This is a genomic window from Amycolatopsis umgeniensis (assembly GCF_014205155.1).
Lineage (GTDB): Bacteria > Actinomycetota > Actinomycetes > Mycobacteriales > Pseudonocardiaceae > Amycolatopsis > Amycolatopsis umgeniensis.
Genome location: NZ_JACHMX010000001.1, coordinates 5,749,151 through 5,773,500, shown reverse-complemented (window position 1 = coordinate 5,773,500; position 24,350 = coordinate 5,749,151). Strand labels below are relative to the sequence as shown.

25 protein-coding genes, 1 tRNA gene and 1 other RNA gene are annotated in these 24,350 nt (G+C 67.5%); 10 read left to right on the top strand and 17 right to left on the bottom strand.

Translation table 11 applies throughout. The features are described from left to right. Positions 1–102: 102 nt before the first annotated feature. Both HDA45_RS27420 and HDA45_RS27415 read left to right on the top strand, forming a co-directional pair. Complete coding sequence (locus tag HDA45_RS27420; protein ID WP_184900027.1) at positions 103–312, top strand: hypothetical protein; 210 nt, start codon at positions 103–105, stop codon at positions 310–312. Further along, the gene (locus tag HDA45_RS27415) at positions 309–1,067 is read left to right on the top strand and encodes a hypothetical protein (RefSeq protein WP_184900025.1); all 759 of its coding nucleotides are present in this window, start codon (positions 309–311) and stop codon (positions 1,065–1,067) included. The genes HDA45_RS27420 and HDA45_RS27415 overlap by 4 nt, the downstream gene beginning before the upstream one ends. A 29-nt stretch (positions 1,068–1,096) precedes the next feature. Here HDA45_RS27415 and hutI read toward each other — a convergent pair whose 3' ends face one another. Genes hutI through hutH form a run of 5 tightly spaced genes read right to left on the bottom strand, consistent with a single transcriptional unit; the run spans position 1,097 to position 7,916 of the window. Then, positions 1,097–2,260, bottom strand: coding sequence for an imidazolonepropionase (gene hutI / locus HDA45_RS27410; protein ID WP_184900023.1), 1,164 nt, complete (start codon positions 2,258–2,260; stop codon positions 1,097–1,099). Continuing rightward, positions 2,248–3,543 (bottom strand): formimidoylglutamate deiminase, encoded by a 1,296-nt coding sequence (locus HDA45_RS27405; RefSeq protein WP_184900021.1) that lies wholly within the window; start codon positions 3,541–3,543, stop codon positions 2,248–2,250. The genes hutI and HDA45_RS27405 overlap by 13 nt, the downstream gene beginning before the upstream one ends. Beyond that, positions 3,540–4,736 carry an allantoate amidohydrolase gene (locus HDA45_RS27400; RefSeq protein ID WP_184900019.1) on the bottom strand — a complete coding sequence of 399 codons (1,197 nt, stop codon included), beginning with the start codon at positions 4,734–4,736 and terminating at the stop codon, positions 3,540–3,542. The genes HDA45_RS27405 and HDA45_RS27400 overlap by 4 nt, the downstream gene beginning before the upstream one ends. Continuing rightward, entirely contained in the window at positions 4,733–6,385 is a 1,653-nt protein-coding gene (hutU, locus tag HDA45_RS27395) for a urocanate hydratase (protein ID WP_184900017.1), read from the bottom strand. Before hutU ends, HDA45_RS27400 begins: the two co-directional genes overlap by 4 nt. Before the next feature lie 4 nt (positions 6,386–6,389). After that, on the bottom strand, positions 6,390–7,916 hold the full coding sequence (gene hutH, locus HDA45_RS27390) for a histidine ammonia-lyase (RefSeq protein WP_184900015.1): 1,527 nt from the start codon (positions 7,914–7,916) through the stop codon (positions 6,390–6,392). A 280-nt stretch (positions 7,917–8,196) separates the two neighbouring features. Here hutH and HDA45_RS27385 point away from each other — a divergent pair, with 280 nt between their 5' ends. Then, a complete protein-coding gene (locus HDA45_RS27385; protein ID WP_184900012.1) occupies positions 8,197–8,982 on the top strand; it encodes an IclR family transcriptional regulator in 786 nt (261 codons plus the stop codon). On the opposite strand, the gene HDA45_RS27380 is transcribed toward HDA45_RS27385, so the two are convergent. The 3 genes from HDA45_RS27380 to HDA45_RS27370 all read right to left on the bottom strand — a co-directional run bounded on the left by HDA45_RS27380 (position 8,970) and on the right by HDA45_RS27370 (position 11,378). Next, on the bottom strand, positions 8,970–9,185 hold the full coding sequence (locus HDA45_RS27380) for a hypothetical protein (protein ID WP_143253029.1): 216 nt from the start codon (positions 9,183–9,185) through the stop codon (positions 8,970–8,972). The genes HDA45_RS27385 and HDA45_RS27380 overlap by 13 nt on opposite strands. 135 nt (positions 9,186–9,320) lie before the next feature. After that, positions 9,321–10,058: an alpha/beta fold hydrolase gene (locus HDA45_RS27375; protein WP_184900010.1), complete on the bottom strand. Its 738-nt coding sequence runs from the start codon at positions 10,056–10,058 to the stop codon at positions 9,321–9,323. Positions 10,059–10,121: 63 nt separating this feature from the next. Then, the gene (locus HDA45_RS27370; RefSeq protein ID WP_184900008.1) at positions 10,122–11,378 is read right to left on the bottom strand and encodes a DUF222 domain-containing protein; all 1,257 of its coding nucleotides are present in this window, start codon (positions 11,376–11,378) and stop codon (positions 10,122–10,124) included. A 213-nt stretch (positions 11,379–11,591) separates the two neighbouring features. Between HDA45_RS27370 and HDA45_RS27365 the strand changes: the two genes are divergently transcribed. Further along, positions 11,592–11,930 carry a hypothetical protein gene (locus HDA45_RS27365; RefSeq protein WP_184900006.1) on the top strand — a complete coding sequence of 113 codons (339 nt, stop codon included), beginning with the start codon at positions 11,592–11,594 and terminating at the stop codon, positions 11,928–11,930. Between the two features lie 43 nt (positions 11,931–11,973). Here the strand turns inward: HDA45_RS27365 and ssrA are convergent. Then, positions 11,974–12,346: a transfer-messenger RNA gene (gene ssrA, locus HDA45_RS27360) on the bottom strand. 156 nt (positions 12,347–12,502) lie between these two features. On the opposite strand from ssrA, the gene HDA45_RS27355 reads away from it, so the two are divergent. The 5 genes from HDA45_RS27355 to HDA45_RS27335 all read left to right on the top strand — a co-directional run bounded on the left by HDA45_RS27355 (position 12,503) and on the right by HDA45_RS27335 (position 16,781). Continuing rightward, positions 12,503–13,198: a sensor domain-containing protein gene (locus tag HDA45_RS27355; protein ID WP_184900004.1), complete on the top strand. Its 696-nt coding sequence runs from the start codon at positions 12,503–12,505 to the stop codon at positions 13,196–13,198. After that, positions 13,195–14,334 (top strand): sensor histidine kinase, encoded by a 1,140-nt coding sequence (locus HDA45_RS27350; protein WP_184900002.1) that lies wholly within the window; start codon positions 13,195–13,197, stop codon positions 14,332–14,334. The genes HDA45_RS27355 and HDA45_RS27350 overlap by 4 nt, the downstream gene beginning before the upstream one ends. Positions 14,335–14,387: 53 nt before the next feature. Further along, entirely contained in the window at positions 14,388–15,029 is a 642-nt protein-coding gene (locus HDA45_RS27345; RefSeq protein ID WP_184900000.1) for a response regulator transcription factor, read from the top strand. 81 nt (positions 15,030–15,110) lie between these two features. Next, entirely contained in the window at positions 15,111–15,362 is a 252-nt protein-coding gene (locus tag HDA45_RS27340) for a hypothetical protein (protein WP_184899998.1), read from the top strand. A 93-nt stretch (positions 15,363–15,455) separates the two neighbouring features. Continuing rightward, entirely contained in the window at positions 15,456–16,781 is a 1,326-nt protein-coding gene (locus tag HDA45_RS27335) for an acyltransferase family protein (protein ID WP_184899996.1), read from the top strand. Here the strand turns inward: HDA45_RS27335 and HDA45_RS27330 are convergent. From HDA45_RS27330 to HDA45_RS27295, 8 genes are all read right to left on the bottom strand, one after another. After that, positions 16,771–17,667, bottom strand: a complete 897-nt coding sequence (locus tag HDA45_RS27330; protein ID WP_184899994.1) for an amidohydrolase family protein — start codon at positions 17,665–17,667, stop codon at positions 16,771–16,773. The genes HDA45_RS27335 and HDA45_RS27330 overlap by 11 nt on opposite strands. Continuing rightward, positions 17,664–18,146: an SsrA-binding protein SmpB gene (gene smpB / locus HDA45_RS27325; RefSeq protein WP_020633850.1), complete on the bottom strand. Its 483-nt coding sequence runs from the start codon at positions 18,144–18,146 to the stop codon at positions 17,664–17,666. The genes HDA45_RS27330 and smpB overlap by 4 nt, the downstream gene beginning before the upstream one ends. A gap of 52 nt (positions 18,147–18,198) precedes the next feature. After that, the gene (gene ftsX, locus HDA45_RS27320) at positions 18,199–19,092 is read right to left on the bottom strand and encodes a permease-like cell division protein FtsX (RefSeq protein ID WP_184899992.1); all 894 of its coding nucleotides are present in this window, start codon (positions 19,090–19,092) and stop codon (positions 18,199–18,201) included. A gap of 51 nt (positions 19,093–19,143) precedes the next feature. Continuing rightward, positions 19,144–19,833: a cell division ATP-binding protein FtsE gene (gene ftsE, locus HDA45_RS27315; protein WP_005168409.1), complete on the bottom strand. Its 690-nt coding sequence runs from the start codon at positions 19,831–19,833 to the stop codon at positions 19,144–19,146. A gap of 135 nt (positions 19,834–19,968) precedes the next feature. Then, on the bottom strand, positions 19,969–21,072 hold the full coding sequence (gene prfB / locus HDA45_RS27310) for a peptide chain release factor 2 (protein ID WP_184899990.1): 1,104 nt from the start codon (positions 21,070–21,072) through the stop codon (positions 19,969–19,971). 66 nt (positions 21,073–21,138) lie between these two features. Then, on the bottom strand, positions 21,139–21,639 hold the full coding sequence (locus tag HDA45_RS27305; RefSeq protein ID WP_020633847.1) for a PadR family transcriptional regulator: 501 nt from the start codon (positions 21,637–21,639) through the stop codon (positions 21,139–21,141). 279 nt (positions 21,640–21,918) lie between these two features. Then, positions 21,919–21,992 (bottom strand) — tRNA-Met (locus HDA45_RS27300). Between the two features lie 83 nt (positions 21,993–22,075). Further along, positions 22,076–22,669, bottom strand: a complete 594-nt coding sequence (locus HDA45_RS27295; RefSeq protein ID WP_184899988.1) for a TetR family transcriptional regulator — start codon at positions 22,667–22,669, stop codon at positions 22,076–22,078. A 93-nt stretch (positions 22,670–22,762) separates the two neighbouring features. On the opposite strand from HDA45_RS27295, the gene HDA45_RS27290 reads away from it, so the two are divergent. Beyond that, positions 22,763–24,211, top strand: a complete 1,449-nt coding sequence (locus HDA45_RS27290; RefSeq protein ID WP_184906097.1) for an FAD-dependent monooxygenase — start codon at positions 22,763–22,765, stop codon at positions 24,209–24,211. The last annotated feature ends 139 nt before the right edge of the window (positions 24,212–24,350 follow it).

Genomic DNA, 24,350 nt, shown 5'->3' with positions numbered 1-24,350 from the left:
GACAGGACGCTACAAGTCGCGCCGAGCCGTCCGCCATGGACGAAAGTAAAGGTCCCCCGATCATCGGGCCTCCGGCGGACCCATGAGGCATGATGATCGACCATGGCCGAGCGCACACTCACCGGTCAGCTAGGCGGTCCTGTCCCGGCAGGCATCGAAGCGCTGGCCGACAACGAGAAACAGGACCTCTCCGACGCGTTGCGCGACGCGCGCCACCGCCAGGCCAGGGCCTTGGCCGAAGCGGGCGAAGAGGGCCTGAAGTACGTACCCGCGCTTCTGCGGGGCACCATTCGCAAGGTGGTGGGCCTGTGAGCAGCGAAAACTTCGCTTCCCAGGCGGAGATCCTCAAACTCGCCCGTGTCCTCGGCACCACCCCTGAGCGGCTGTCCTACCTGGAGAACGTGGACGCGGCGGAGCTCCAGGCGTTCCGCGAGCAGGTCACGGACACGCTGTTCGACGCCAACCTCGCCGCTCTCGAGCGGATGGCGATGGCGAGCAAGCTCGTCCCGAGCCCGATTCTCGCGAAGATCGCCGAGAAGGTCTTCGGCCCGCTTCTTTGCGCGAGGATCGCCGGGCTGGTGGACGCCTCTAGGGGCGTCGACGTCGCGAAGAGGCTGAAGCCGCAGTTCCTGTCCGACGTCGCGGCCGAACTGGACCCGCGCCGGGCGAGCGCCATCATCGCGCGGATCCCGCTCGACACCGTGGTCGCGGTCGCCGGGGAACTGGTGCGCCGCGAGGACTGGATCACCGTCGGCCGGTTCGTCGGCCACCTGCCCGATCCGACGGTGCGAAGGGCTCTCGGCGTCATCGGCGACGAGGCGCTGATCCGGATCGCGTTCGTCCTCGACGACAAGAGCCGGATCGATCACGTCCTCGGGCTGCTCTCCGAAAGCCGGTTCCGCGGCCTCCTTCGGGTCGCGGCCGCCGACGAAGACCTGTGGGCGCCGGTGCTCGACCTGCTCACCCACCTGAGCGAGAAGCGGATCGAGCAGTGGTCGCGTCTGCTCGGCGAACTCCCGCCGGAGCTGCGGGAGCGCGTCGAAGAAACCCTCGACCAAGCCTCCTGACCCGCCGGGAGAGCAAGGGACCTTTGCTATCACTTTGAGGCGAAACCGCTGGTCAGAAGCTCGCCGCGCCGCCAAACAGCAGCCGTCAGCGGCACCCCGGGCCGGTACGCAAGGTGAGTCGTCGAAGGCGCCTCCAGCACGTGAAGGTCGGCGCGCGCGCCTGGCCGCACGAAGCCCACATCGTCACGCCTCAGGGCGCGAGCGCCACCCGCCGTCGCCGACCAGACCGCCTCGTCGATCGTCATCCGCATCTGCAGCACCGCGGTCGTGACGCAGAACGCCATCGACGTCGTGTACGAACTACCCGGGTTCGCGTTGCTGGCCAGCGCGACCGTCGCCCCCGCGTCCAACAGCCGCCGCGCCGGCGCCAACGGCTGCCGGGTCGACAGGTCGCACGCCGGCAGCAAGGTCGCGACAGTGTCCGAAGCGGCGAGAGCCTCGACGTCCGCTTCGCTCAGGTACGTGCAGTGGTCGACACTCGCCGCCCCCAGCTCGACGGCGAGCCGCACACCCGGCCCCTCCCCCAGCTGGTTCCCGTGCACCCGCAGCCCGAGGCCGCGTTCCCGCGCCGCCTTCAGCACCCGCCCGGACTGCGCCTCGTCGAAAGCGCCGGTCTCGCAGAACACGTCCGCCCACCGCACGAGCGGCGCGACCGCGTCGAGCATGTCACCGCACACCAGGTCCACATAGGACTCCGCGTCCGCACCCGGCGGCACCAGATGCGCGCCGAGGAACGTGACTTCGTCGGCCACGCCGGCGGCGATCCGCGCCGAGCGCACCTCGTCTTCGACGTTGAGCCCGTACCCGGTCTTCGTCTCCAGACAGGTCGTCCCCTGCCTCGCCGCTTCGTCGACGTGACGCCGCAGGTTCGCCGCCAACTGCTCGTCGGAGGCCGACCGCGTCGCGTCGACGGTGACCGCGATACCCCCGGCGCTGTACGCCTTCCCCGCCATCCGCGCCTCGAACTCGGCCGTCCTGTCGCCTGCGAAGACGAGGTGCGTGTGACTGTCCACCCAGCCGGGCAGCACCGCGCGGCCCTCGACGTCGATCCGCTCGTCCGCGTCGGGCGCGTCCGCCGCCGGGCCCGCCCAAGCGATCGTCTCGCCCTCGACGACGACCGCCGCGTCGCGGAGTTTGCCCAGCTCGGCGTCGTTCGTGGTGAGCTCGCCGATACCCGTGATCAGGACTGCCACAATGCCTCGATCTCCTTGGCCAAGACCGTTTCCGGCCGGTCGATCAGCTGATGCACGCCCTCGCGGACGATCTCACGCCCGGCGACCACGACATCACGGACGTCCGCACCGGAGGCGGCGAAGACCACCCCGGACGGCTCGATCCCCGCGGTCCGCACCGAGCCGAGGCCGACGGTCACGAAGTCCGCCCCCGCCCCCACGGCCAGCGAACCGACCTCGTGCCAGCCGATAGCGCCGTGATCCGTCGCCGCCGCGAGCAGTTCCTCCGCGGTGAACCGGCCGCGCTGCTCGCTGGCGAGCCGCTCGTTCAGTTCCAGCGCCCTGGTCTCCTCGAACGCGTCGACGACCGCGTTGCTGTCGCTGCCGAGCGACAGCCGCACCCCCGCGTCCAGCAACGTCCGCGCCGGGCCGATGCCGTCGCCGAGATCCCGCTCCGTCGTCGGGCAGAAACAGGCGCGGCTCCGCGCTTCACCCAGCCGCTTGACATCATCCGGCGTCAGATGCGTCGCGTGCACCGCTGTCAGGCGTTCGGTGAGCACTCCGTGGTGATGGAGCAAACCCGTCGGCGTCCGACCGTAGGCCGCCAGGCATTGTTCGTTTTCCGCCCGCTGCTCGGAAAGATGGACGTGCAGCGGGCGCGTACCACTATCCACTTCGGACAGTTGATCTTCGGGAACCGCGCGCACCGAGTGGATCGCACCGCCGACACGGAACGTCTCCCCCTCAGGCAATTCGTCGACTCGTTGCGCCCACTTCGCGGCCGAGCCGTCGGAGAAACGTCGCTGCACTTCGTCGGGTTCTACGCCGATACCGCCCGCGAGATAACAGGTGTCGAGCAGGGTCAGCCGGATTCCGGCGTCCTCGGCGGCCTGCCGCAACGCTTCGCCCATCGCGTTCGGCTCGACATAAGGCTTTCCGCCCGGCGCGTGGTGCAGGTAGTGAAACTCGCCGACACTCGTGTACCCGGCCAGCACCATTTCGGCGTAGACGCCGCGCGCCAGACGGTGGTATGAGTCAGGATCGAGCCGGGACGCGAGCGAGTACATCCGCTCGCGCCACGTCCAAAACGTCCCGCGATCGTGATGCGTCCGCCCCCGCAACGCACGGTGGAACGCGTGCGAGTGCCCATTGGCGAAACCGGGCAAGGTCAGTCCATTCAGGACGGTTCCTTCGCGAGGCGCGTTCGCCGCGACCGACGCGATCTTCCCGCCGTCGACCTCGATCCGGACGGCATCGGCGATCCCGTCCGACAACCAGGCACGCTCACACCAATATGTCGTCATGTCGACAGTTTCTCCAGGGCGTCCGCGAGCGCGCGAGCACCGTGGTCGACGTCCTCGGCCTCGGAGAACTCCTCCGGGGAATGGCTGATCCCGGTCGGATTGCGCACGTAGAGCATGCCGGACGGGACGAACCCGGCGAGGATCGCCGCGTCGTGCCCGGCTCCGGTCGGCAGCTCCGGCGGGCCACCCAGCCAGGTGCCCAGGTCACGCCGCAGCGCGTCGTCGAAGATCACGTCGTCCGAATAGGACTCCCTGGTCACCTCGACCCGGCAACCTTCTTGACCCGCCGCTTCTTCGGCCAGTTTCGCGATCTCCGCGACCAGTTCGGGGGTGTCCGTGCCCGGCACCCGCGCGTCCAGCCAAAGATCCACGGTGGACGCGATGACGTTGGTTCCGCCCGGGACGGGCACGAGCCTGCCGACGGTGGCCCTGGCGTCGGCCGTCGTCCTCGCCAGTTTCCGCACGGCGAGGACGGTCTCGGCCGCCGGGATCATCGGGTCACGACGATCACCGATCAAGGTCGCACCGGCGTGGTTTCCCTGACCCTCGAAAGAGAATCGCCATCGGCCGTGCGCGATCACCGTGTTGCCGACGGCGATCGGCGAGCCGAGGTCGATCAGCCCGCGCCCCTGCTCGACGTGCAGTTCGAGGAACCGCCCGATCAGGCCGAGCCGCTCGGAGTCACGGCCGACGCGCGCGGGATCGAGGCCGGATTTCGCCGCCGCTTCGGCGAACGTGACGCCGTCCGGGTCACGCAGGTTGCGCGCCTTGTCCGCGTCGATAGTCCCGGTCAGCAGCCGCGACCCGAGGCATGGCACACCGAAGCGGCCACCTTCCTCCTCGGCGAAGACCGCCACGGCAAACGGCTTGGCGGGGCGGAATCCCTTGGCCTGCAAGATCTCCACCGCGTCGAGCGCGCTCGCGACACCGAGCGGGCCGTCGAAGGCGCCGCCGCCGGGAACCGAGTCGAGATGGCTCCCGGTGACGACAGCGTCCGGACCGGGTGTTCCCCACCAGGCCCAGATGTTGCCGTTGCGGTCGGTCTCGACGCCCAGTCCCAGCCGCCCCGCGCGCTCGACGAACCACGCGCGCAGTTCGGTTTCGCCCGCGTCGAAGGCGTGGCGTGAGTAGCCGCCCCGCTTCGGGTCGCGGCCGACGTCCGAGATCTCCTCCAGCAGCGAAGACGCGGTCACTCGGCGTCCCGCATCGGCACGCGGACGCCACGCTCGTCGGCGACGTCGGCGGCGCGGTCGTACCCGGCGTCGACGTGCCGGATGACGCCCATGCCCGGGTCGTTGGTGAGCACACGCTCGAGTTTCTGCGCGGCCAGCAGGGTTCCGTCGGCCACACTGACCTGGCCGGCGTGGATCGACCGGCCCATGCCGACGCCGCCGCCGTGGTGGATCGACACCCAGCTGGCACCCGACGAGGTGTTGACCAGCGCGTTCAGCAACGGCCAGTCGGCGATCGCGTCGGAGCCGTCGGCCATGCCCTCGGTCTCACGGTACGGCGAGGCGACACTGCCAGAGTCGAGGTGGTCACGGCCGATGACGACGGGCGCCTTCAGTTCTCCGCTGGCGACCATCTCGTTGAACCGCAGGCCCGCGAGGTGCCGTTCGCCATAGCCGAGCCAGCAGATCCGCGACGGGAGCCCCTGGAAGGCGACCCGCTCGCCGGCCAGTTTGATCCAGCGCGCGAGGGATTCGTTCTCCGGGAACAGTTCCAGCATCGCGCGGTCGGTCGCCGCGATGTCCTCGGGGTCACCCGACAGCGCCGCCCAGCGGAACGGGCCGTTGCCCTCGCAGAACAGCGGGCGGATGTAGGCGGGTACGAACCCCGGGAAGTCGAACGCGCGCTCGCAGCCGCCGAGTTTCGCCTCCCCGCGCAGGGAGTTGCCGTAGTCGAAGACCTCGGCACCCTTGTCGAGGAAGCCGAGCATCGCCTCCACGTGCTCCGCCATCGACTCGCGGGCGCGTTCGGTGAACTCGTCGGGCTTCTTGTCCGCGTAGTCCTGCCACTCATCGACGCCGATGCCCTTGGGCAGGTAGGAAAGCGGGTCGTGTGCGGAGGTCTGGTCAGTGACGATGTCGACCTCGACGCCGCGGCGCAGCAGTTCGGGCAACACCTCGGCGGCGTTGCCGACCACGCCGACGGACAGCGCGCGCTTTTCCTTCTTCGCGGCTTCCACGCGGCGGATCGCGTCGTCGAGGTCGTCGGCGACCTCGTCGAGGTAGCGGGTTTCGACGCGGCGGTGGGCGCGCTGCGGATCGCATTCGATGACGAGCGCGACGCCGTCGTTCATCGTGACGGCCAGCGGCTGCGCGCCACCCATGCCACCGAGGCCCGCGGTGACGGTGAGCGTGCCCTTGAGAGTGCCACCGAACCGCTTCTTCGCGACGGCGGCGAAGGTTTCGTAAGTGCCCTGCAGGATTCCCTGCGTGCCGATGTAGATCCAGGACCCCGCGGTCATCTGGCCGTACATGGTCAGGCCTTGCGCCTCGAGGCGGCGGAATTCCGGCCACGTCGCCCAGTCGCCGACGAGGTTGGAGTTCGCGATGAGCACGCGTGGCGCCCATTCGTGCGTGCGGAACACGCCGACCGGCTTGCCGGACTGGACGAGCAGCGTCTCGTCACTGTCCAAAGTGGTCAGTTCGCGGGTGATCGCGTCGAAGCTGGCCCAGTTGCGGGCGGCCTTGCCGGTGCCGCCGTAGACGACCAGATCCTCGGGGCGCTCGGCGACCTCGGGGTCGAGGTTGTTGTGGAACATCCGCAGCGCGGCTTCGGTCTGCCAGTTCTTCGCGGTGAGCGTGGTGCCTCGGGCGGCACGGACCGTGCGGGTCATGGGCTCAGACCTCCAGTTGGGCCGCGGCGAGGACGGCACCCGACGCGACGAGTTCTTCGGCGGCGGCGATCTCCGGCGCCAGATGACGGTCGGGGCCGGGGCCCTCGACCTTGCTGCGGACGAGATCCCGGACCCGGCCGGTGACCGGCGACGGGACCAGGGGCGCGCGCATGTCGAGTGCCCGCGCGGCGGTGAGCAGTTCGATGGCGAGAACGGTGTTGAGGCCCTCGACGGCCTTGCGCAGCTTGCGCGCCGCGGACCAGCCCATGGAGACGTGGTCCTCCTGCATGGCGCTGCTCGGGATCGAGTCGACCGAGGCCGGCACCGCGAGGCGTTTGAGCTCGCTGACTACGGCCGCCTGCGTGTACTGGGCGATCATGTGGCCGGAGTCGACGCCCGGGTCGAACGCGAGGAACGGCGGCAGGCCGTGCGAGCGGGCCTTGTCGAGCATGCGGTCGGTACGGCGCTCGGCGATGCTGGCGACGTCCGCGAGCGGGATGGCGAGGAAGTCGAGCACGTAGGCGATGGGCGCGCCGTGGAAGTTGCCGTTCGACTCGACGCGGCCGTCGGACAACACGACCGGGTTGTCGACCGCGGAGTGAAGCTCACGCTCGGCGACGAGCTCGGCGTGCGCGAGGCTGTCCCGTGCGCCGCCGTGCACCTGCGGCGAGCAGCGCAGCGAGTACGCGTCCTGGACGCGGTTGCAGTCCGGGCCTCGGTGACTCTCGACGATCTTCGAATCCTGGAGCGCGTTCCACATGCGCTGCGCGCTCAGCGCCTGTCCCGGGTGGGGGCGCAGGGCCTGGAGATCGGCGGCGAAGGCGCGATCGGTGCCGAGAAGCGCTTCGACGCTCATCGCCGCGGTGATGTCGGCGGTGTCGAGCAGCTTGCGCAGGTCGGCGGCGGCCAGCAGGAGCATGCCGAGCATGCCGTCAGTCCCGTTAGTGAGGGCGAGGCCCTCCTTCTCCGCGAGAACGACCGGCGCGATCCCAGCGTGCTTCAGCGCGACGGCGGCCTGGACGACTTCGCCGTTGTACTCGACTTCGCCCTCCCCCATCAGTGCGAGCGCGACAGCGGCCAGAGGCGCGAGGTCGCCGGAGCAGCCCAGGGAGCCGTACTCGTGGACGAGCGGGGTGATCCCGGCGTTGAGCAGGGCCGCAAGCGCTTGCGCGGTCTGCGGGCGGACGCCGGTGTAACCGCTGGTGAGGGTGCGGAGACGCAGCAGCATCAGCGCGCGCACGACCTCGGTCTCCACGACCGGTCCCGCGCCCGCCGCGTGCGAACGGATCAGCGACCGCTGGAGCGCGGTGCGGCTCTCGAGCGGGATATGCCTGGTGGCGAGCGCTCCGAAGCCGGTCGAAACGCCGTACGTCGGCGTCTCGGCGTGGGCGAGGTTGTCGATGTGCTGACGCGTCGCGGCGAGGTTCTTCTCGGCCGCTTCGCTGACCGCGACGGGCGAGTGGTCACGGGCGACCGCGACGACCTGTTCGGGCCGAAGCGATTCGGACCCCAGAAGTACGGTTTCCGGCATAGCCCCATTGGACAACGCCATGCCCGCTGGTGGGCGGCCCCAACCGGTGGTTGTGTCTGGTATCCAAGACATACCCGGCGGGAGCAAGGGACCTTTGCTATCGCGGGCGACGGGAGGGGCTGTGTGGAAATAGGGACGTTGAGTGTCCCTATTTCCACACAGCCACCTCGCCCTCGACTCACGCCGGGAGCGGGGGACCTTTGCTCTCGCTCTCTCAACGTTGAGAGAGCGGGAGCAAAGGTCCCCCGCTCCCCCGAGGTCAGTCCAACAGGAGGTCGGCATGGGTGAGAGCAGCGAAGTACCAGCGCTGCGACGTGGTCTCGGCATCCTTCGCGCCCTCGCCGCGCGGCCGGGCCCGGTGTCGGCGGCCGCGATCGCGCGCGAAGTGCACCTGCCGCGCTCGACGACGTATCACCTGCTCGCCGAACTGGAGGCCGCCGGTTTCGTGGCGCACTTGCCCACCGAACGCCGCTACGGTCTCGGCATCGCCGCGTTCGAACTGGGCTCCGCGTACCTGCGGCACGACCCGCTGGAACGGCTCGCCGTCCCGTTGCTGCGCAAACTCGCCGACAGGGTCGGTCACACCGCTCATCTCGGCGTACTGCACGGCAACGAGTCGCTTTACCTGGTCAAAGAGCGCCCCACGCGACCGGAAACCCTGGTCACCGAGGTCGGCGTGCGGCTACCCGGCCAACTCACGGCGTCGGGCAGGGCGATGCTGCGGCACCTGCCGCCACCACACGTTCGCGCGCTCTTCCCGGCCGCTTCGGCGTTCGTCCTGCGCACCGGCCGCGGCCCGCGCACCCTCGCCGAACTGCGCCGCACGCTGAACGCGGAGGGCAGACTCGGCTGGGCTGTCGAAGACGGCCACGTCACCGAGGGATTCGCCTCGGTGGCCTGCCCGGTCTTCGACCACGGCGGCCGGCCGATGGCCGCGATCAGCGTGACCCTCCGCCACCTCTGCCCAGGAGCCGAGGGATGCGAGGAAACTTGGCCTGACCTCGCGGAAGAGGTCCGTCTGACCGCGGCCGAACTGACCACCCGGATCGGGGGTCAGGTGCGCTGAGCGTGCTTCTTCTGGACTCCCTCGAGGCCGAGCATCGCCAGCAGCTCCGCACAGTCGAGGGCGTCCGAAGCGTGCCCTGCGACGGTTCGTGCGGCTCTGCCGTTCTGCAGGGTGAGGCGGACTTCTTCCTCCGCGCGCACACCGGCCATCCGGCTCTGGTCTTCTGCGGGATCGGGACGACTGGAATGCCTAGCCCAGGTCATCTGCCACCTTCTTCCGGCCATCCGTCGACTCGGGGTCGGTTCGACAGAGGGCCATGGTCGGACACTCAGCATGACATCCCACCCCGCGACAGTTCCCGGCGCGGGTGAATTGAGACGAAAATGATCTAGATTTTGCTACTCTCCGTGATTCAAGAAGGACTCAAGACGGGTATTGAACGGCGCACCCGTGTCAGGGACCAAATGTGCCATCCCCGCCACGACGTCGCGGTCCGCGCCGGTCCCGGCCACGATCGCGTCGGCGATGATTTCGTACTCCGGCCGATGGCCGCCGGTGAGCACGAGCATCGGGAAATCCGCTGAGGACAGCACATCGAGCGGCAATTCCGCGTCTCCGGGCGGCCGCATCCCGATCAAGGCGCGGGCGCCGCGCCGCAACGTTTCCGGTACCGGATCCGGGATGGGCAGCGGCACACCCGCGAGCGGGAAGAACGCTTCGAAGACCTCGCGAGGGTCGTCCAGCGGGCTGGCGAGGAGTTGCCGCAGTTCGGCATCCCACCTGTCGACGACCTCGTCACCTCGGACGATCCCGGTCGCGGGCGGTTCGACCACCGTGAGCGTCCGGACCATCTCCGGCCTCCGCGCGGCGGCGAGCATCGCGACGATCGCGCCGTAGGACAGACCGACCAGATGCGCGGGTTCGTCGAGCACCTGCTCCACGATCAAACCGGCGTCGACCTCGAAGTCCTGCACGCCGTCGGGCGACTTCCCGTGACCGAGGCGGTCCGGCGCGAGCAACGTCCACCGCTCGGTCAACGGGCGCTGCGCCCGCCACGCCTCCCGGCCGCCGAGCAGCACGCCGTGGACGAGCACGACGCGCGGTCCGGATCCCCATTCATGTACGTGAAGCCGCATGACGCCGAGCCTATCCCGGAGAATTTCTCGTTGACGCTCGAAAAGGCGACCAAACGGGTCGACCTATGCTCTGAGGTGCATGGTGTTGCGCCTCGGCTGACCGGTGGGGTCGAGGTAGGCGGGTGCGGTGAATTCCGGCAGGCCATCCTGAGCGATCCGGACTTTCCATTGGCTGTGGTGGATCAGGCGATGGTGTTTGGTGCACAGGAGCACGAGATTGTCGATTTTGGTTTCTCCGTGGTTTTCCCAGAAAACGATGTGGTGAGCGGTACAGCGCGGCACTGGCATGTCGCAGCCCGGGAACGCACAGCCACCGTCACGAATGGTGAGCGCGTATTTCTGCGCGAGTGACACGGTCCGTTTCGAGCGGCCGATATCGAGGGGCTCGCCCGCGGTGCCGAGCACCCCCGGTCGAACGCGGGCATCACAGGCCAAGATGCGGGCGTCGGTCGCACTGATCGGACCCACCAAGTCCAGGTGCGCTTCACCCAAGTCACTGATCAAATCCTCGTAGGACATGGTCACCAGGATGTGCGTGGCTTCCCCAGCCTGCCCGGGTAGGTTCCGGCTCGTAGTCTTCAACCGCACATAGTCGGTGAACGCATCCCCGTAGCGTTCATCCTGAGTACGCGAGTCCCGGACCCCGTCGATGGCCTTGTGCGGTTTCGCCATCGGATCCAGATCGGACTTCAACCGCGCATAGGTCTCGAGGTCGAGGGTGCCCTTCAAGCCCAGGGTGCCGTTGCGGTGTTTGACGAACCGCAACTCCGGCCGGACGTCCTTCGGGTTCTCATCCCGAGGCTCTTTCCCATCCGGGTCCAGCTCATCCAGCAACCGCCGCCCGGCTTGGGCGATCGTGCGAGGCCCGGCGTGCCGGGCGAGGTCGACCAAGATCTTCTCCCCGCCCCGCACGTCTTCTTCCGGGACGAAGGACGGGATCCGCGCCAGGGCCCCGATGATCGCGTCGATCTGGCTGCCACCGATCGCCCCTTCAGCAGCGGCCTCAGCGGCCAGCGGCGCCAGCGGCGGCACCCGATCACCACCCACCGCCACACCGGCATGTAGCGCCAGTACCCGGTCAGCTCGCGCATCGGCTTCCTTCACGCTGACGTGAAAATCCTCGAAAATCAACGCCGCCAACGTCGAATGACCCGAACACCCCCGCACCCCACGGATATTGATTTCCGCGAGGATCGCGTTCTGCTCCGCATCCAACTGGCGCTTGAGGACTTCCAGTTCCTGCTTACGGGCATGCAACGTCGCCGTGTCGACACGCCACCACTCGGCGGGTGTCGTCTGGGGTGCATCGTTGCTGGCCACGACTCCGACAATACTCACAGTCGAACACCTGTGCTATCACATATTCAGGTGACAGCGCCTTGGGCACGAGCAACTCGAAAGGAGACTGCGACAGCAATTACAGACACTGCAAGAATCGTAATGAACCTTCGGACGCTTCGCGGACTGTAACACCAACAACCCCTATAACGACTGTGCGAGCAATGAGAGTCCCTTACGAGCACTGGACGGTCAATGCCTGAAACCTTCGCGATGGACCGCGTCGACCGCATCTCTGACATTCTTTACGGAGTCGCGTCAGGCGAGGGACTGATCGAGTACACGCCGTTGGGCAGACGAGTCGGCGTGCGCCCCGATCACCTGGGCCGATTCCTGGACCAAGCGTCGATTCGCGCCGCGGACCGCACCGAACCGTTGTGGAGCGCGCTTGTCGTCTCCAAGGCGACCGGACGACCCAGCTCGGGCTTCTATCTTCTGGCCCGGCGGCTGCGCGCGGAGTATCGCGACCTCGACGCCGAGTCGATCTGGGAACAAGAGCGGCAGCGCTGCTACGCCGCCGCACGCCCCGCATAAAGAAGCGGCCCCACCCCGCTGGGGTAGGGCCGCTTCCACCAAGAGGTGGAGGTGCCGGGAATTGAACCCGGGTCCTCTGGCGTATCACCAGGACTTCTCCGTGCGCAGTCCGCTATGTCTCTACTTGGCCCCTTCAGTCACGCGAACAAGCTGAAGTGACGAGCCCAGCCACTGTTTGATTCCCAACCACACCCCGTAGCCGAGTGTGGCGGTAAGCCTCCTAGCTGATGCCGGTGACCGGGTCGGAGGCGACCCCGGACCGACAGAGTTGCTCTACTGCTTAGGCAGCAAGAGCGAACTCGCGCTGGCTCTTAGGCTCGGCGCTTATTGGTTTGCGATGACGCTTACGGTGGTCTCTCGCCTGCACCGGCACGCTTCTCCTGATTCAACGTCCAAAGTCGAAACCGTTCACCCCCTTGGTGGGACACAACCCGTACAGCATAACGCGGTCGGCAACCGGGTTAATCCCGCAGGTGGGGCTAGCCCCACCCAGGAGATGCCCGCGGGCACCATGTCACCCGCCCACCGGGAGGACGATGCTTGTCCCATCGACCCCGGAGAGGAGCACGACCATGAGTTCGCTAGCGGCCGAGCGGGAGCTGAGCAGGTCCGATCCGTCGTTCGGCGGCTCGCTGGTCTACCTGCTGATGAACCTGCCGATGGGCGTCGTCGCGTTCGCCCTCCTGATGGCGTTCGTCTGGGCGGGCATCGGCACGGCGATCGTCTGGATCGGATTGCCCATCCTCGCGCTGGTGATCCTGTCGGTCCGCGGGGCGGCCCGGATGGAGCGCGCCAGGGTGTACGCGCTGCTCGACCGCTACATCGACCTGCCGTACCTCCCGTTGCCCGCCGCCGGCCAGTCCGTGCGCTGGAAGGCACGGCTGAAGGACGGCTCGACCTGGCGCGACCTCAGCTACTTCCTCGTGCTCTTCCCCCTCGGGATCATCGAGTTCGTCCTGGTCACGGTGTTCTGGTCGACCAGTCTCGGCCTCGTGGGCCTGCCGATCTACTACCGTTTCCTGCCGGGCGGCGCGTACCGCTTCCCGAACTGGGACGTTCCGTGGTTCACCGTCGATTCGACGGTCGCGGCGTTGCCCTGGGCGGCTCTCGGCGTGCTGTGCATCGCCCTCTCGGTAGCGTTGACGAAGGCGCTGGCGGGCATGCACGCCCGGCTGGCGACGGCGTTGCTCGGGCCCACCCACGCCCAGCGCCGCCGTCTGGAGGATTCTTGGGGCGAGGTTCCGACGATGAGCACGGTGAACGGATGACGATCGACCAGCAGATCCAGCACGTCGAAATCCCGCGGCCACGGCCGTTGCGGTCGATCGTCTACATGTTCGTCAGCTTCTTGTTCCGGCTGCTCCAGTTCATCTTGATCATCGTCGGCCTGGCGGTCGGCATCGGGACGGCGGTGGTGTGGATCGGCTTCCCGATCCTCATGGCCACGACCAACTTCATCCGCTGGTCCGGCGACCGGGAGCGAAGCTGGGCGCGGAAGATGCTCGGCACTCCGCTGGAGCCGGTCGAGCGTCTCCCCGTCGACGGGCTTTCGCTGGTCAAGCGCTGGCTGACCCGGCTGACCGATCCGACGACGTGGCGCGACCTCGCCTACCTGATGGTGGCGTTCCCGCTCGCCTGCCTGGAGTTCCCGATCGCGATCGCGTCGATCGTGCTGCTGCCGATGGCGATCTGGGTGACGCCGTGGCTCGGGTGGCTGCACGGCAACCTGGCGTTCTCGCTGCTCGGCCCGAACCGCACGCAGCGGCTCGAGCAGAAGGCCGAACGGCTGCAGGCGTCGCGGGCTCGTGGCGTCGACGCCGCCGAGGCCGAGCGCCGCCGCATCGAACGCGATCTGCACGACGGCGCACAGCAGCGTCTGGTCGCCGTCGCGATGAGCCTGGGCCGCGCGAAGTCGAAGTTCGACCAGGACCCGAACGCCGTGCGCGAGCTGATCGACGAGGCGCACCTCGACGCCAAGCTCGCCGTCTCGGAACTGCGAGACCTCGCTCGAGGCATCTACCCCGCCGTGCTCGGCGACAGAGGCCTCGACGCGGCACTGTCCGCGCAGGCCGCGAAGTCCCCGATCCACGTCGACGTCCAGGTGGACGTCGAGCCGCGGCCGCCCGCCGCGGTCGAGACGACGGCGTACTTCATCGTCGGCGAGACGCTGACGAACATCGCGAAGCACTCCGGAGCGACCGAAGCAGGCGTGAAGGTGTGGCGCACCGACTCGATGGTGATCGTGGAGATCACCGACAACGGCCACGGCGGCGCCGAGGTCCGGCCCGGCGGAGGTCTCGCCGGTCTCGCGGACCGGGCGGCCACGATCGACGGCGTGATCACCGTCGTCAGCCCGACCGGCGGCCCGACCGTGATTCGCGCGGACCTGCCGTGTCAGTGGTGACCCTGTCGTGAGTGAATAGGCTCTGCTCATTCACTCACGACGCTGGGGGCAGGATGCGGGTTGTCATCGCCGAAGACGCTGTGCTGTTGCGCGCGGGGGTGATCCGCCTGCTCGCCGATGAGAACATCGAGACCGTCGCCGCCGTGGACAACGGCGAAGACCTGCTCGTCGCGGTCAAGGAGCACCGGCCGGATCTCGCGATCGTCGACGTGCGGATGCCGCCCACCTTCACCGACGAAGGCCTGCGCGCGGCGCTGGGCGCCCGTGAGGCGATCCCCGGACTGCCCGTCCTGGTGCTGTCGCAGTACGTCGAAGAGAGCTACGCCGTCGAACTCCTGTCCGGTGGAGCGGGCGGAGTCGGTTACCTGCTCAAGGAACGCGTCGCCGACGTCGGGGATTTCCTCGACGCGGTCAAGCGCGTCGCCGGCGGCGGCACGGCCATCGACCCGGACGTCATCGCGCAACTGATGGCACGAGGCCGTAAGAACCCCCTCGACGCGCTCACCGCGCGCGAATCCGAGGTGCTGGGGTTGATGGCGCAGGGCTTGTCCAACAACGCCATCGCGAACTCGCTCGTCGTCTCGCACGGCGCCGTCGAGAAGCACATCGGCAACATCTTCTCGAAGCTCGGTCTCGAAGCGAGCTCCGTAGAACATCGCCGCGTCCGCGCGGTCCTCACTTACTTAGGACGCTGAAGTAGCTCTTGGTGGCGAAGCCGTCACTCACCTAACATGGGCAGACTGTTGGTGAGTGACGAGCCGAACCGAGGAGGACCCATGACCGACAGGCCCTCCCACAGCGCCCGCTTCTTCGGCGGGCCTCTCGACGGACGTGTCCAGGAACTCGGTGACACCGAGCCGGTCGCGGGAACCGTCCTCAAACACGTCCATCTGCACGACGGACCGAAGATCGAAACGCGGTACGAACTCGGCCTCGCCGAGGACGACTGCTGGGAGTTCCGGCTGTGCTCCACCCCGGTTCCGGAGCCCGCGCCGCGGCCGGAGCCCGAACCCGACGGCGTGGGGTAGGGAAAACTCCACCTTCGAGGGGCGAAAACCGGAAGATCGATACGGCGGCCCACCCCGCTGTTTTCGGAGCCCTGAAGCACCAGGCTCATTTCCATGCACACGAGCCAGAAACAGGGCCGGGACAGGTTCCTGGACATCGTCCGCGCGGTCGCGATCCTCGCGGTCGTCGTCCAGCACTGGGGCATGCCGGTGCTCTCCTACGCCGACGGCCACCTCGCCACCGGCAACGCCCTCGCGACGCCCGGCTGGTGGGTCATCACCTGGCTGTCGCAGGTCATGCCTCTCGTCTTCTTCGCGGGTGGCGCGGCGAACCTGATCTCCCTTTCCCGCGCGGAAAGTTCCCGCTCCTGGCTCGCGGCCCGCCTCAAGCGGCTGATGCTCCCGGTGCTGCCGCTCGTGGCCGTCTGGCTCTTCGTGCCAGACATCCTGCGCGGGATGGGCATCCCGGAGCAGCCGCTTCAGGTCGGTGGCGCGATCGCCGCGCAGCTGCTGTGGTTCCTGGCCGTGTACGTGCTCACCGTGCTGCTCACCCCGATGCTGGCCGCGGCGCACCGCCGCTGGGGTCTCAAGGTCCCGCTCGTGATGCTCGCCGCCGCCGTCCTCGTCGACGTCGCCCGCTTCAACGACCTCGGCCTGATCGGTTTCGCGAACGCCGTCTTCGTCTGGATGGCCGTGCACCAACTCGGTTTCCACTACACCCAGGGCCGCCTCGGCTCACTGAGCCGCAACGCCGCGCTGGGCATGGCAAGTATCGGATTCGGCATCACCGCGCTGATGGTCGCCTTCGGTCCGTACCCCGCCAGCATGATCGGCATGCCGGGAGCCCCGGTGTCCAACATGAGCCCACCGACCGTGCTGCTGGCCTTCCTCGCGATCGGCCAGATCGGGCTCCTGCTGGCCTTCAAGCCGCAGCTCAACGCTCTCGCCGCCCGCCCGAACCTCGACGCCGCCTTGAAGTGGATCGGCCCGCGGTTCATGAGCGTCTACCTGTGGCACATGCCCGCCCTGATCGTCGTCTCCGGTGTCGCGGTCTACGGCCTGGGTTACGAGACCCCCGAACCGGGTTCCGTGCTGTGGCTGACGATGGTCCCGGCCTGGCTCGGCGCCTGCGGGCTGGTGCTTCTCGGTTTCCTTCGGCTCTTCGCCCGCTTCGAAACGCAGAGCTCCGGCCCGGCCTCGACAGCGCACACGCCTCAGCTCGTCCTCGCCGGACTCGCGATCGCGGGTGGCCTGCTCGGACTGGCCGCGCACGGTTTCGCCCCGCTGAGCGACGGTCTCGCGCAGGGCCCGGTGCCGTGGGTGGCGCTGGCGACGGGCGGATTCCTCCTGGCGGGCAAGCAGATCCCGGTCTCGGACCTGGGGACGCGGCTGCTCGGCCGTGCTGTCTCGGTCACCGAGGTGGCACAGCTCAAACGCTGAGCAGTTTCGCGGGGGTGTCGTGCAGCACCGCTCGCAGGAAAGGCTCACCCAGGCGATCGTCGGCCGCCCAGCCGGCGATCGCCTGCAGCTGTGTGGCGTAGGAGTACGGGATGTTGGGGAAGTCGGTGCCGAGGACGACGCGATCCGGGAACTCCGCCAGCAGGTCCGTCCAGTCCGGCGGGAGCGGATTACCGCGCCGGGTGAACTCCACGCCGACCATCGTGGTGTCGAGGTGCACGCGCGGATACTTCCGGGCCAGCTCGAACGCGAAGTCGTTCTCCGGCATTCCGGCGTGCGCGAGCACCAGCGTCAGTGCGGGATGCCGCACGAGGATCTCTTCGAAGAGTCGTAGCCCGGTGTAGGCGCCCTTCAACGGTCCGTGTCCACAGTGGACGACCACCGGGACACCCGCGTCCGCCAGCGCGCCCCACACGCCGTCCAGCAGTTCGTCACGCGGGTCGTAGGCGCCGACCTGGACGTGCGCCTTGAAACAGCGGGCACCCGCGCGCAGCGCACCGTCCACAACGGACAACGCCGACGGCTCCGGGTAGAAGGTGCCCGTCGGGACGGCGTCCGGAACGCGTTCAGCGAATTCCAGCGCCCAGGACGTCAGCCATTCGGCCATCCCCGGCTTGTGCGGATAGACCAGCGGCGCGAATTTGCGCACGCCGAGCGCGCGCAGCGTTTCGATCCGCTCTTCTTCCGACGTGCGGTAGTGCACCGGCCAGGCCATGCCGTAGTGCTCCTCGGCCTGGTCGAAGTAGGCCCACACCTTGTCCATGACCGGCTTCGGCAGGAAGTGCAGGTGAAGGTCCACGAGCCCGTCGATGCCCAACGCCGAGATCCACTCGGGGATCTCGGCGTCCGAAGCGGGCCCGTGGATCAATCGTTGTACCGGCCCTTCAGCGCCCGGCCCATGGCCCGGCTGATGGTGCGGTCCGCGTCACGCTTGGCGATGTCCTGACGCTTGTCGTAGGACTTCTTGCCCTTCGCCAGCGCGATCTCGACCTTGACCTTGCCGTCCTTGAAGTACATCGCCAGCGGGACCAGCGAGAGCCCGCTCTCCTTGGTCTTGCCGATGAGCTTCTCGATCTCCTGGCGGTGCAACAGCAGTTTGCGGGTGCGGCGCGGCGTGTGGTTCGTCCACGTGCCCTGCACGTACTCCGGGATGTGCACGTTGCGCAGCCAGACTTCGCCGTCGTCCACCGTGGCGAACGCGTCGGCCAGCGATGCCCGTCCTTCACGCAGGCTCTTCACCTCGGTACCGACGAGCACGAGACCGGCTTCGTAGGTATCGAGGATGGAGTAATCGTGGCGAGCCTTGCGGTTCGACACGATCACCTTGTGTCCACGTTCCTTGGGCATGATGGCGACTTTACGTGAGTTTCTGTGTTCGGGCAGGTGGTTATCGGGGCGGCTAGTGGCGCACGTACAGGCGCAGCGTCACGTAGCCGGTGATCGCCGAAATGATGACCGAGACGGCGAGCAGGATCGGCGCCACCGGGAACAGCAATTCGAGCATGCCGACCGCGGGGAACACGTCCCCGGTGAGCACCAGGTCGAGCAACAGCACCTTGGTGAGCACGAGGAACACGATCCCGATGATCGCGCCGACCAGGCCGGCGACCACCGCCTCCAGGAGGAACGGCAGCTGCGTGTACCACCGGGTCGCGCCGACCAGTCGCATGATGCCGACCTCGGTGCGCCGGGTGAACGCCGAAACCTGGATCGTGTTGGCGATCAGCATCAGCGCGGCGATGGCCATGATCAGCGCGGCACCGAAGGCCAGGTTCCGCACACCGTTGAGGGCGTTGAACACGCGGTCCAGTGCCTTCTGCTGGTCGTCGACCTTGCTGACGCCCGGTTTGCCGGTGTACTCCTGGATGATCGCCTGGCTGCGCTCCGGGTTCTTCAGCTTCACGTGCAGGGACGCGGGCAGCGCCTCCGGCCCGGTCAGCGCGAGCAGTTCCGGCTGGCTCTCGAACATCTTCTTGAACCGCTCGTAGGACTGCTCGCGGTTCTCGAACACGACCGACTCGACGCCGTCGTTGCGCTGCAGGTCCTGGCGCAGCGACTGGCAGGCGGACTGCGAGCAGTTCGGGTCACCCGAGCTGATGTCGTTGACCAGATAGACCGAAACCTCGACGTCGGCGAGGAAGTTGGCCTTCATCTTGTCGATCGTTCCGACGGCCAGCAGACCGAAGCCGAGCATGGCGAGGGAGACCGCGGTGGTGAGGATCATCGCGATGGTCATCGTGACGTTCCGGCGCAAGCCGGTGACTACCTCGCTGAAGACGAAACTGGCGCGCATCGGGGTTGCTGTCCCTTGGAAGTCGTGGGTAACGGAGGAGGGCGGGGCCGGTCAGCGGCCGATGCCGTAGACGCCTCGGGCGTCGTCACGGATGACCTTGCCGAGCTGGAGCTCGACGACCCTTCGCCGCATCGAGTCCACGATCGAATGGTCGTGGGTGGCCATCAGCACCGTCGTGCCGGTGCGGTTGATCCGCTCCAGCAGCAACATGATGTCCTGGCTGGTGTCAGGGTCCAGGTTCCCGGTCGGTTCGTCGGCGAGCAGCACGAGCGGGCGGTTCACGAACGCGCGGGCGATCGCGACACGCTGCTGCTCACCACCGGAGAGTTCGTTGGGGAGGCGGTCGGCCTTGCCGTCGAGGCCGACGAGTTCGAGGACCTCGGGCACGACCTTGCGGATCGTGGGGCGCGGCTTGCCGATGACTTCGAGCGCGAAGGCGACGTTCTCGGCGACCGTCTTGTTCGACAGCAGGCGGAAGTCCTGGAAGACGCAGCCGATGGTCTGCCGCAGGCGCGGCACCCGGCGACGGGCGAGCTTGGCGACGTCGAAGTTGGAGACCATCACGCGACCCTTGCTCGGCACCTCTTCGCGCAGCAGGAGACGCAGGAAGGTCGACTTCCCGGATCCCGAGGGACCGATCAGGAAGACGAACTCACCTTTGTCGATCTCGACCGACACCCTTTCGAGGGCGGGACGGGTCGAGGTCTTGTAGACCTTGGAAACCTCTTCGAGCCGGATCACGGTTCGGCATACTACCCATGCCCGCCGTTAAGCCCGGGTAGCCCGGTCCCGGCGGCCAAGCGAGCAAGGGACCTTTGCTATCACTCTCTTCCGGAAAGTGACAGCAAAGGTCCCTTGCTCTCTCACGCAGGGTTGTTACGCGGCTCCGGACTGCTTGCGCCAGCGGATGCCCGCCTCCAGGAAACCGTCGATCTCACCGTCGAGAACGGACGACGGGTTGCCGACCTCGAACTCGGTCCGCAGGTCCTTGACCATCTGATACGGGTGCAGCACGTAGGAGCGCATCTGGTTGCCCCAGCTGGAGCCGCCGTCCTTGAGCGCGTCCATCTCGGCGCGCTCCTCCTCCTTCTTCCGCTGCAGCAGCCGCGCCTGGAGAACCTTCATCGCCGCCGCCTTGTTCTGCAGCTGCGACTTTTCGTTCTGGCACGAAACGACCACGCCGGTCGGGATGTGCGTGATGCGCACCGCCGAGTCCGTCGTGTTGACGCTCTGGCCACCGGGACCGGACGAGCGGTACACGTCGACGCGGATGTCCTTCTCGGGAATGTCGACGTGGTCGACCTCCTCGACCTCGGGCATCACCTCGACGTGCGCGAAGGAGGTCTGGCGACGGCTCTGGTTGTCGAACGGCGAGATGCGCACCAGCCGGTGCGTCCCCTGCTCGACCGAGAGCGTGCCGTAGACGTAAGGCGCGGTCACCTTGAACGTGGCGGACTTGATGCCCGCCTCTTCGGCGTAGGAGATGTCGTAGACGTCCGTCGGGTAGTTGTGCCGCTCCGCCCAGCGCAGGTACATCCGGAGCAGCATCTCGGCCCAGTCGGCCGCGTCCACGCCGCCGGCCTCGGACCGGATGGTGACCACGGCGTTGCGCGGGTCGTATTCACCCGACAGCAGGGTGCGGACCTCGAGCCCGTCGATGTCCTTGGTGAGCGACGTGAGCTCGGACTCGGACTCGGCCACGCTGGCGGAGTCGCCCTCGGCCTCGGCCAGTTCATAGAGGACGCCCAGATCGTCGAGCCGCTGCCGCAGCTCGGAAATGCGTCGCAGCTCACTCTGCCGGTGGGACAACTGGCTGGTGACCTTCTGCGCCGCTTCGGGGTCGTCCCAGAGGTTCGGGCTGGACGCCTGTTCCTCCAGCTCGGCCACCTGGGCACGCAGCGCGTCCAGGTCCATCACCGACTCGATCTGCGTCAGCTTGCCGGTCAGGTCCTTCAGGGCCGCATCGAACTCATCACTCACGTCGGACAAGGTTACGGCAAAACCCACGACCGGTTGCGGGGAACCGGTCGTGGGTACCTGTCCGGGTCAGGACTGGGGGATGGAATCCAGCAGTTTCAGTGCGGCTTTCGCCTGCGCCTGGGCGAACTCGGCGACCGCCTTGGCGTACGGGCCGTCGGCGCCCTTGGTGGCGGCCTTGGCCTCGTCGAGTTGCTGGGTGTAGCTGGCGCGCGCCGACTCGAGCAGCGTCGAGCGCTGCTTCACCGTCAGCGAACCGGCGTGCACGAGACGCAGGATCAGCGGGCTGCGGAGGTGGTCAGGACCGGCTTCGGAGGACAGCCACGTCTTGAACGCCTTCTTGCCCGCCGCGGTGATGAGGTACTGCTGGCTCGACCGCGGGCCCTGCTTGCCGAGGCGGACGAGGCCCTCCTTCGACAAGGCGGGGAGCTCGCGGTACACCTGGCTGCGGGTCACGCTGAAGAAGGCGCCGAAACGCTCACCCGCCCCCGCGACCAGTTGCCCGCCCGTGGCGGGACCGTCGTGGAGAAGACCGAGCAGTGCGGCGGCTGTTGCATTCAATTCGGACACGTACTCTACGGTCCCACTTTTCCGAACCTGTGTCCACTGTGGTCAGCACATCTGTCCATTGTGGCTAGTGATATGCGCTCATTCGGCCCAACGCACTACGCCTGTCCACAATGGACCGGACACGCTGCGCAACCGGCCTCCGCCACGGACAGCGGTACGCGTCCCCCGCCCCGACCAACGACGGCCGGTGATCGACCCGGAGGGCACACGCGCAGCGGAACCGGAAAACAAAGAGGCGCGGGTCTGCGATTTCCGCAGACCCGCGCCTTGTTTTCTCTGTAGCGGGGACAGGATTTGAACCTGCGACCTCTGGGTTATGAGCCCAGCGAGCTACCGAGCTGCTCCACCCCGCGTCGTTGTGTCAATAGATTACATGGGCCGGAAACTGGGTTTCAGGGGGGTCCCCTTAACTTTCCAAAGAGCCTTTGACCTGCCCCTATGGCGCAACTTTGTCATCCAGCCAACCGAAGACGCCGTTGAGCACCATGGTCAGCCCGTCGCCGAACCGGCCCTCGACGTCCTCGTCGAAGACCCAGGCCGTGGGCGTCGTGTCATAACGAGGGTCCCGCTCGCCCGGCACCGGGTAGACGGCCTGTTCTTCGATGACGAAGCCGATGACATAGCTGTAGACGGTGAACAACGCTCGTCCAGCCAGGTACGGTTTCAGCCCCGCGTCGATACGAGGCTGGAACGGATTTTCGGTGAGCAGCGTGTCATCGGTCAGAAATGTCCCGGAGAAGACCTTCGCGCCGTCACGGTAAGCGAGCATCATCCCGCGCATCTGCCGCGATGCCAGCTCGAGCGACTCCCGCTCCCCCACGACTCCCGGCGTCCGGCCGGGCATGGCGTCGGCGTACATCAGCGTCGCCATCTCGTCGAGCAGCTCCTGCTTGTTCTTCACATGCCAGTACAGCGCCGGCGCCTTGACCCCGAGATCCTGCGCGATCAGGCGCAGTGTGAGCCCGTTGAGCCCGACTTCATTGAGCAGCCGCAGCCCGGCGCGGACGACGTCCTGCCTGGTCAGACTCACTTTTGGACCCTCTTCCCGATGAACCGCCTTGACAATTTAACGATGTTAAGGGCACGCTGGGCGCGGGTCAATTTAACGTTGTTAAGGAGTGGTATGAACAACCTGGGGACGGACGTCATCGTGGCCGGAGCGGGCCCGACGGGGCTGATGCTCGCCAACGAGCTCGCGCTCGCCGGTGTCGATGTCGTGGTACTGGAACGGCTTCCACAACGGACCGGCCTGTCGAAAGCGCTGAACCTGCAGCCGCGTACTGCGGAAATACTGGAACTACGGGGACTTCTGGCGGGCGCCGAGGCCCGTTCGTACGCCACTGTCGGCGACGGACACTTCGCGATGATCCCCGTCACCTACGACGGCTGGGACACTCGATTCCCGTTCCAGTTGGGGATTCCGCAGGCGGAGATCGAGTCGCACCTGGAAGAACGGCTTGCCACACAAGGAACGAAGGTGATGCGCGACAGCGAAGTAATCGATTTCGTTCAGGACAAAGACTCTGTGACTGTCCGGTACCGAACAGACGGTGGCGAAAACCGGCTGCGCGCGAAGTTCCTCGTCGGCTGCGACGGCTCTCGAAGCGTTGTACGCAAAGGACTCGAAGTGGACTTTCCCGGTGTGGACGGTGACGGCTACGGCGTGGTCGCGGATGTGCTGTTCGACAAAGTGCCTGACGGCGCGCAAAAACAGTGGCGAACGATGCGGAACATCGGGCAGCCGACCGGCGCGACGACGTTCAAAGGCCTGATTCCGTTGGGAGAACCGGGTCTTTACCGCTTCACCTACGGCGACAGGGCCTCGCGGCCTGCGGACATGCGGTCCACCGTCTCGCCCGACGAGGTGCGGCAGGCGGTGCTCGACTCGTACGGCGAGTCCTCGACGGTGACGGAAGTCCGGTGGGCGTCCCGGTTTTCCGACGCTGCGCGGCAAGCGGCGCACTACCGCGCCGGACGGGTCCTGCTGGCGGGCGATGCGGCGCACATCCATTTCCCCGCGGGTGGTCAGGGGTTGAACCTGGGCGTGCAGGACGCGATGAACCTGGGCTGGAAGCTCGCCGCGACAGTGCGCGGCTGGGCCGGTGACGACCTGCTCGACACCTACGAGGCCGAGCGGCACCCTGTCGGCGCGCAGGTGCTGCACAACGTCGCCGCGCAGTTAGGGCTGACTCCGCGGACTCACGAGACGCGCGCGCTTCGCGACTTCTTCGCCGATCTGGTCGAGCTGCCCGAGGTAAACCGGCACCTGGCGGGCATGGTCTCCGGTCTCGGGATCCGCTACACGACCTACGGGACGTCGCATCCGGCACTCGGTTCGCGGCTCACCGACCAGGACGTCGCCACCGAAGGCGGCCCGCTTCGCCCCAGCTCGCTCTTCCACGAGGGCCATTTCGTGCTCCTGACGACCACGCCAGACCACATCGACGCCGCCCGCGCCCTCTCGACGCGCCTGACGACCCAGCTGGTCACAGAGCTCCCCTGGCCGTCGACCGAAGCCGTCCTGTACCGACCCGATGGCTACGCCTGCTGGACCGCCGCCCCCACGCGATAGCAAAGGTCCCCCGCTACCGGCGATACCAAAGGTCCCTTGCTCCCGCGGCCACTTCGGGCCCCTGAGCAACCGGCCTCTGGGGGGGCAAACACGAAAGAGGCCCGTGTTCGCGATATCCGCGAACACGGGCCTCTTCCCT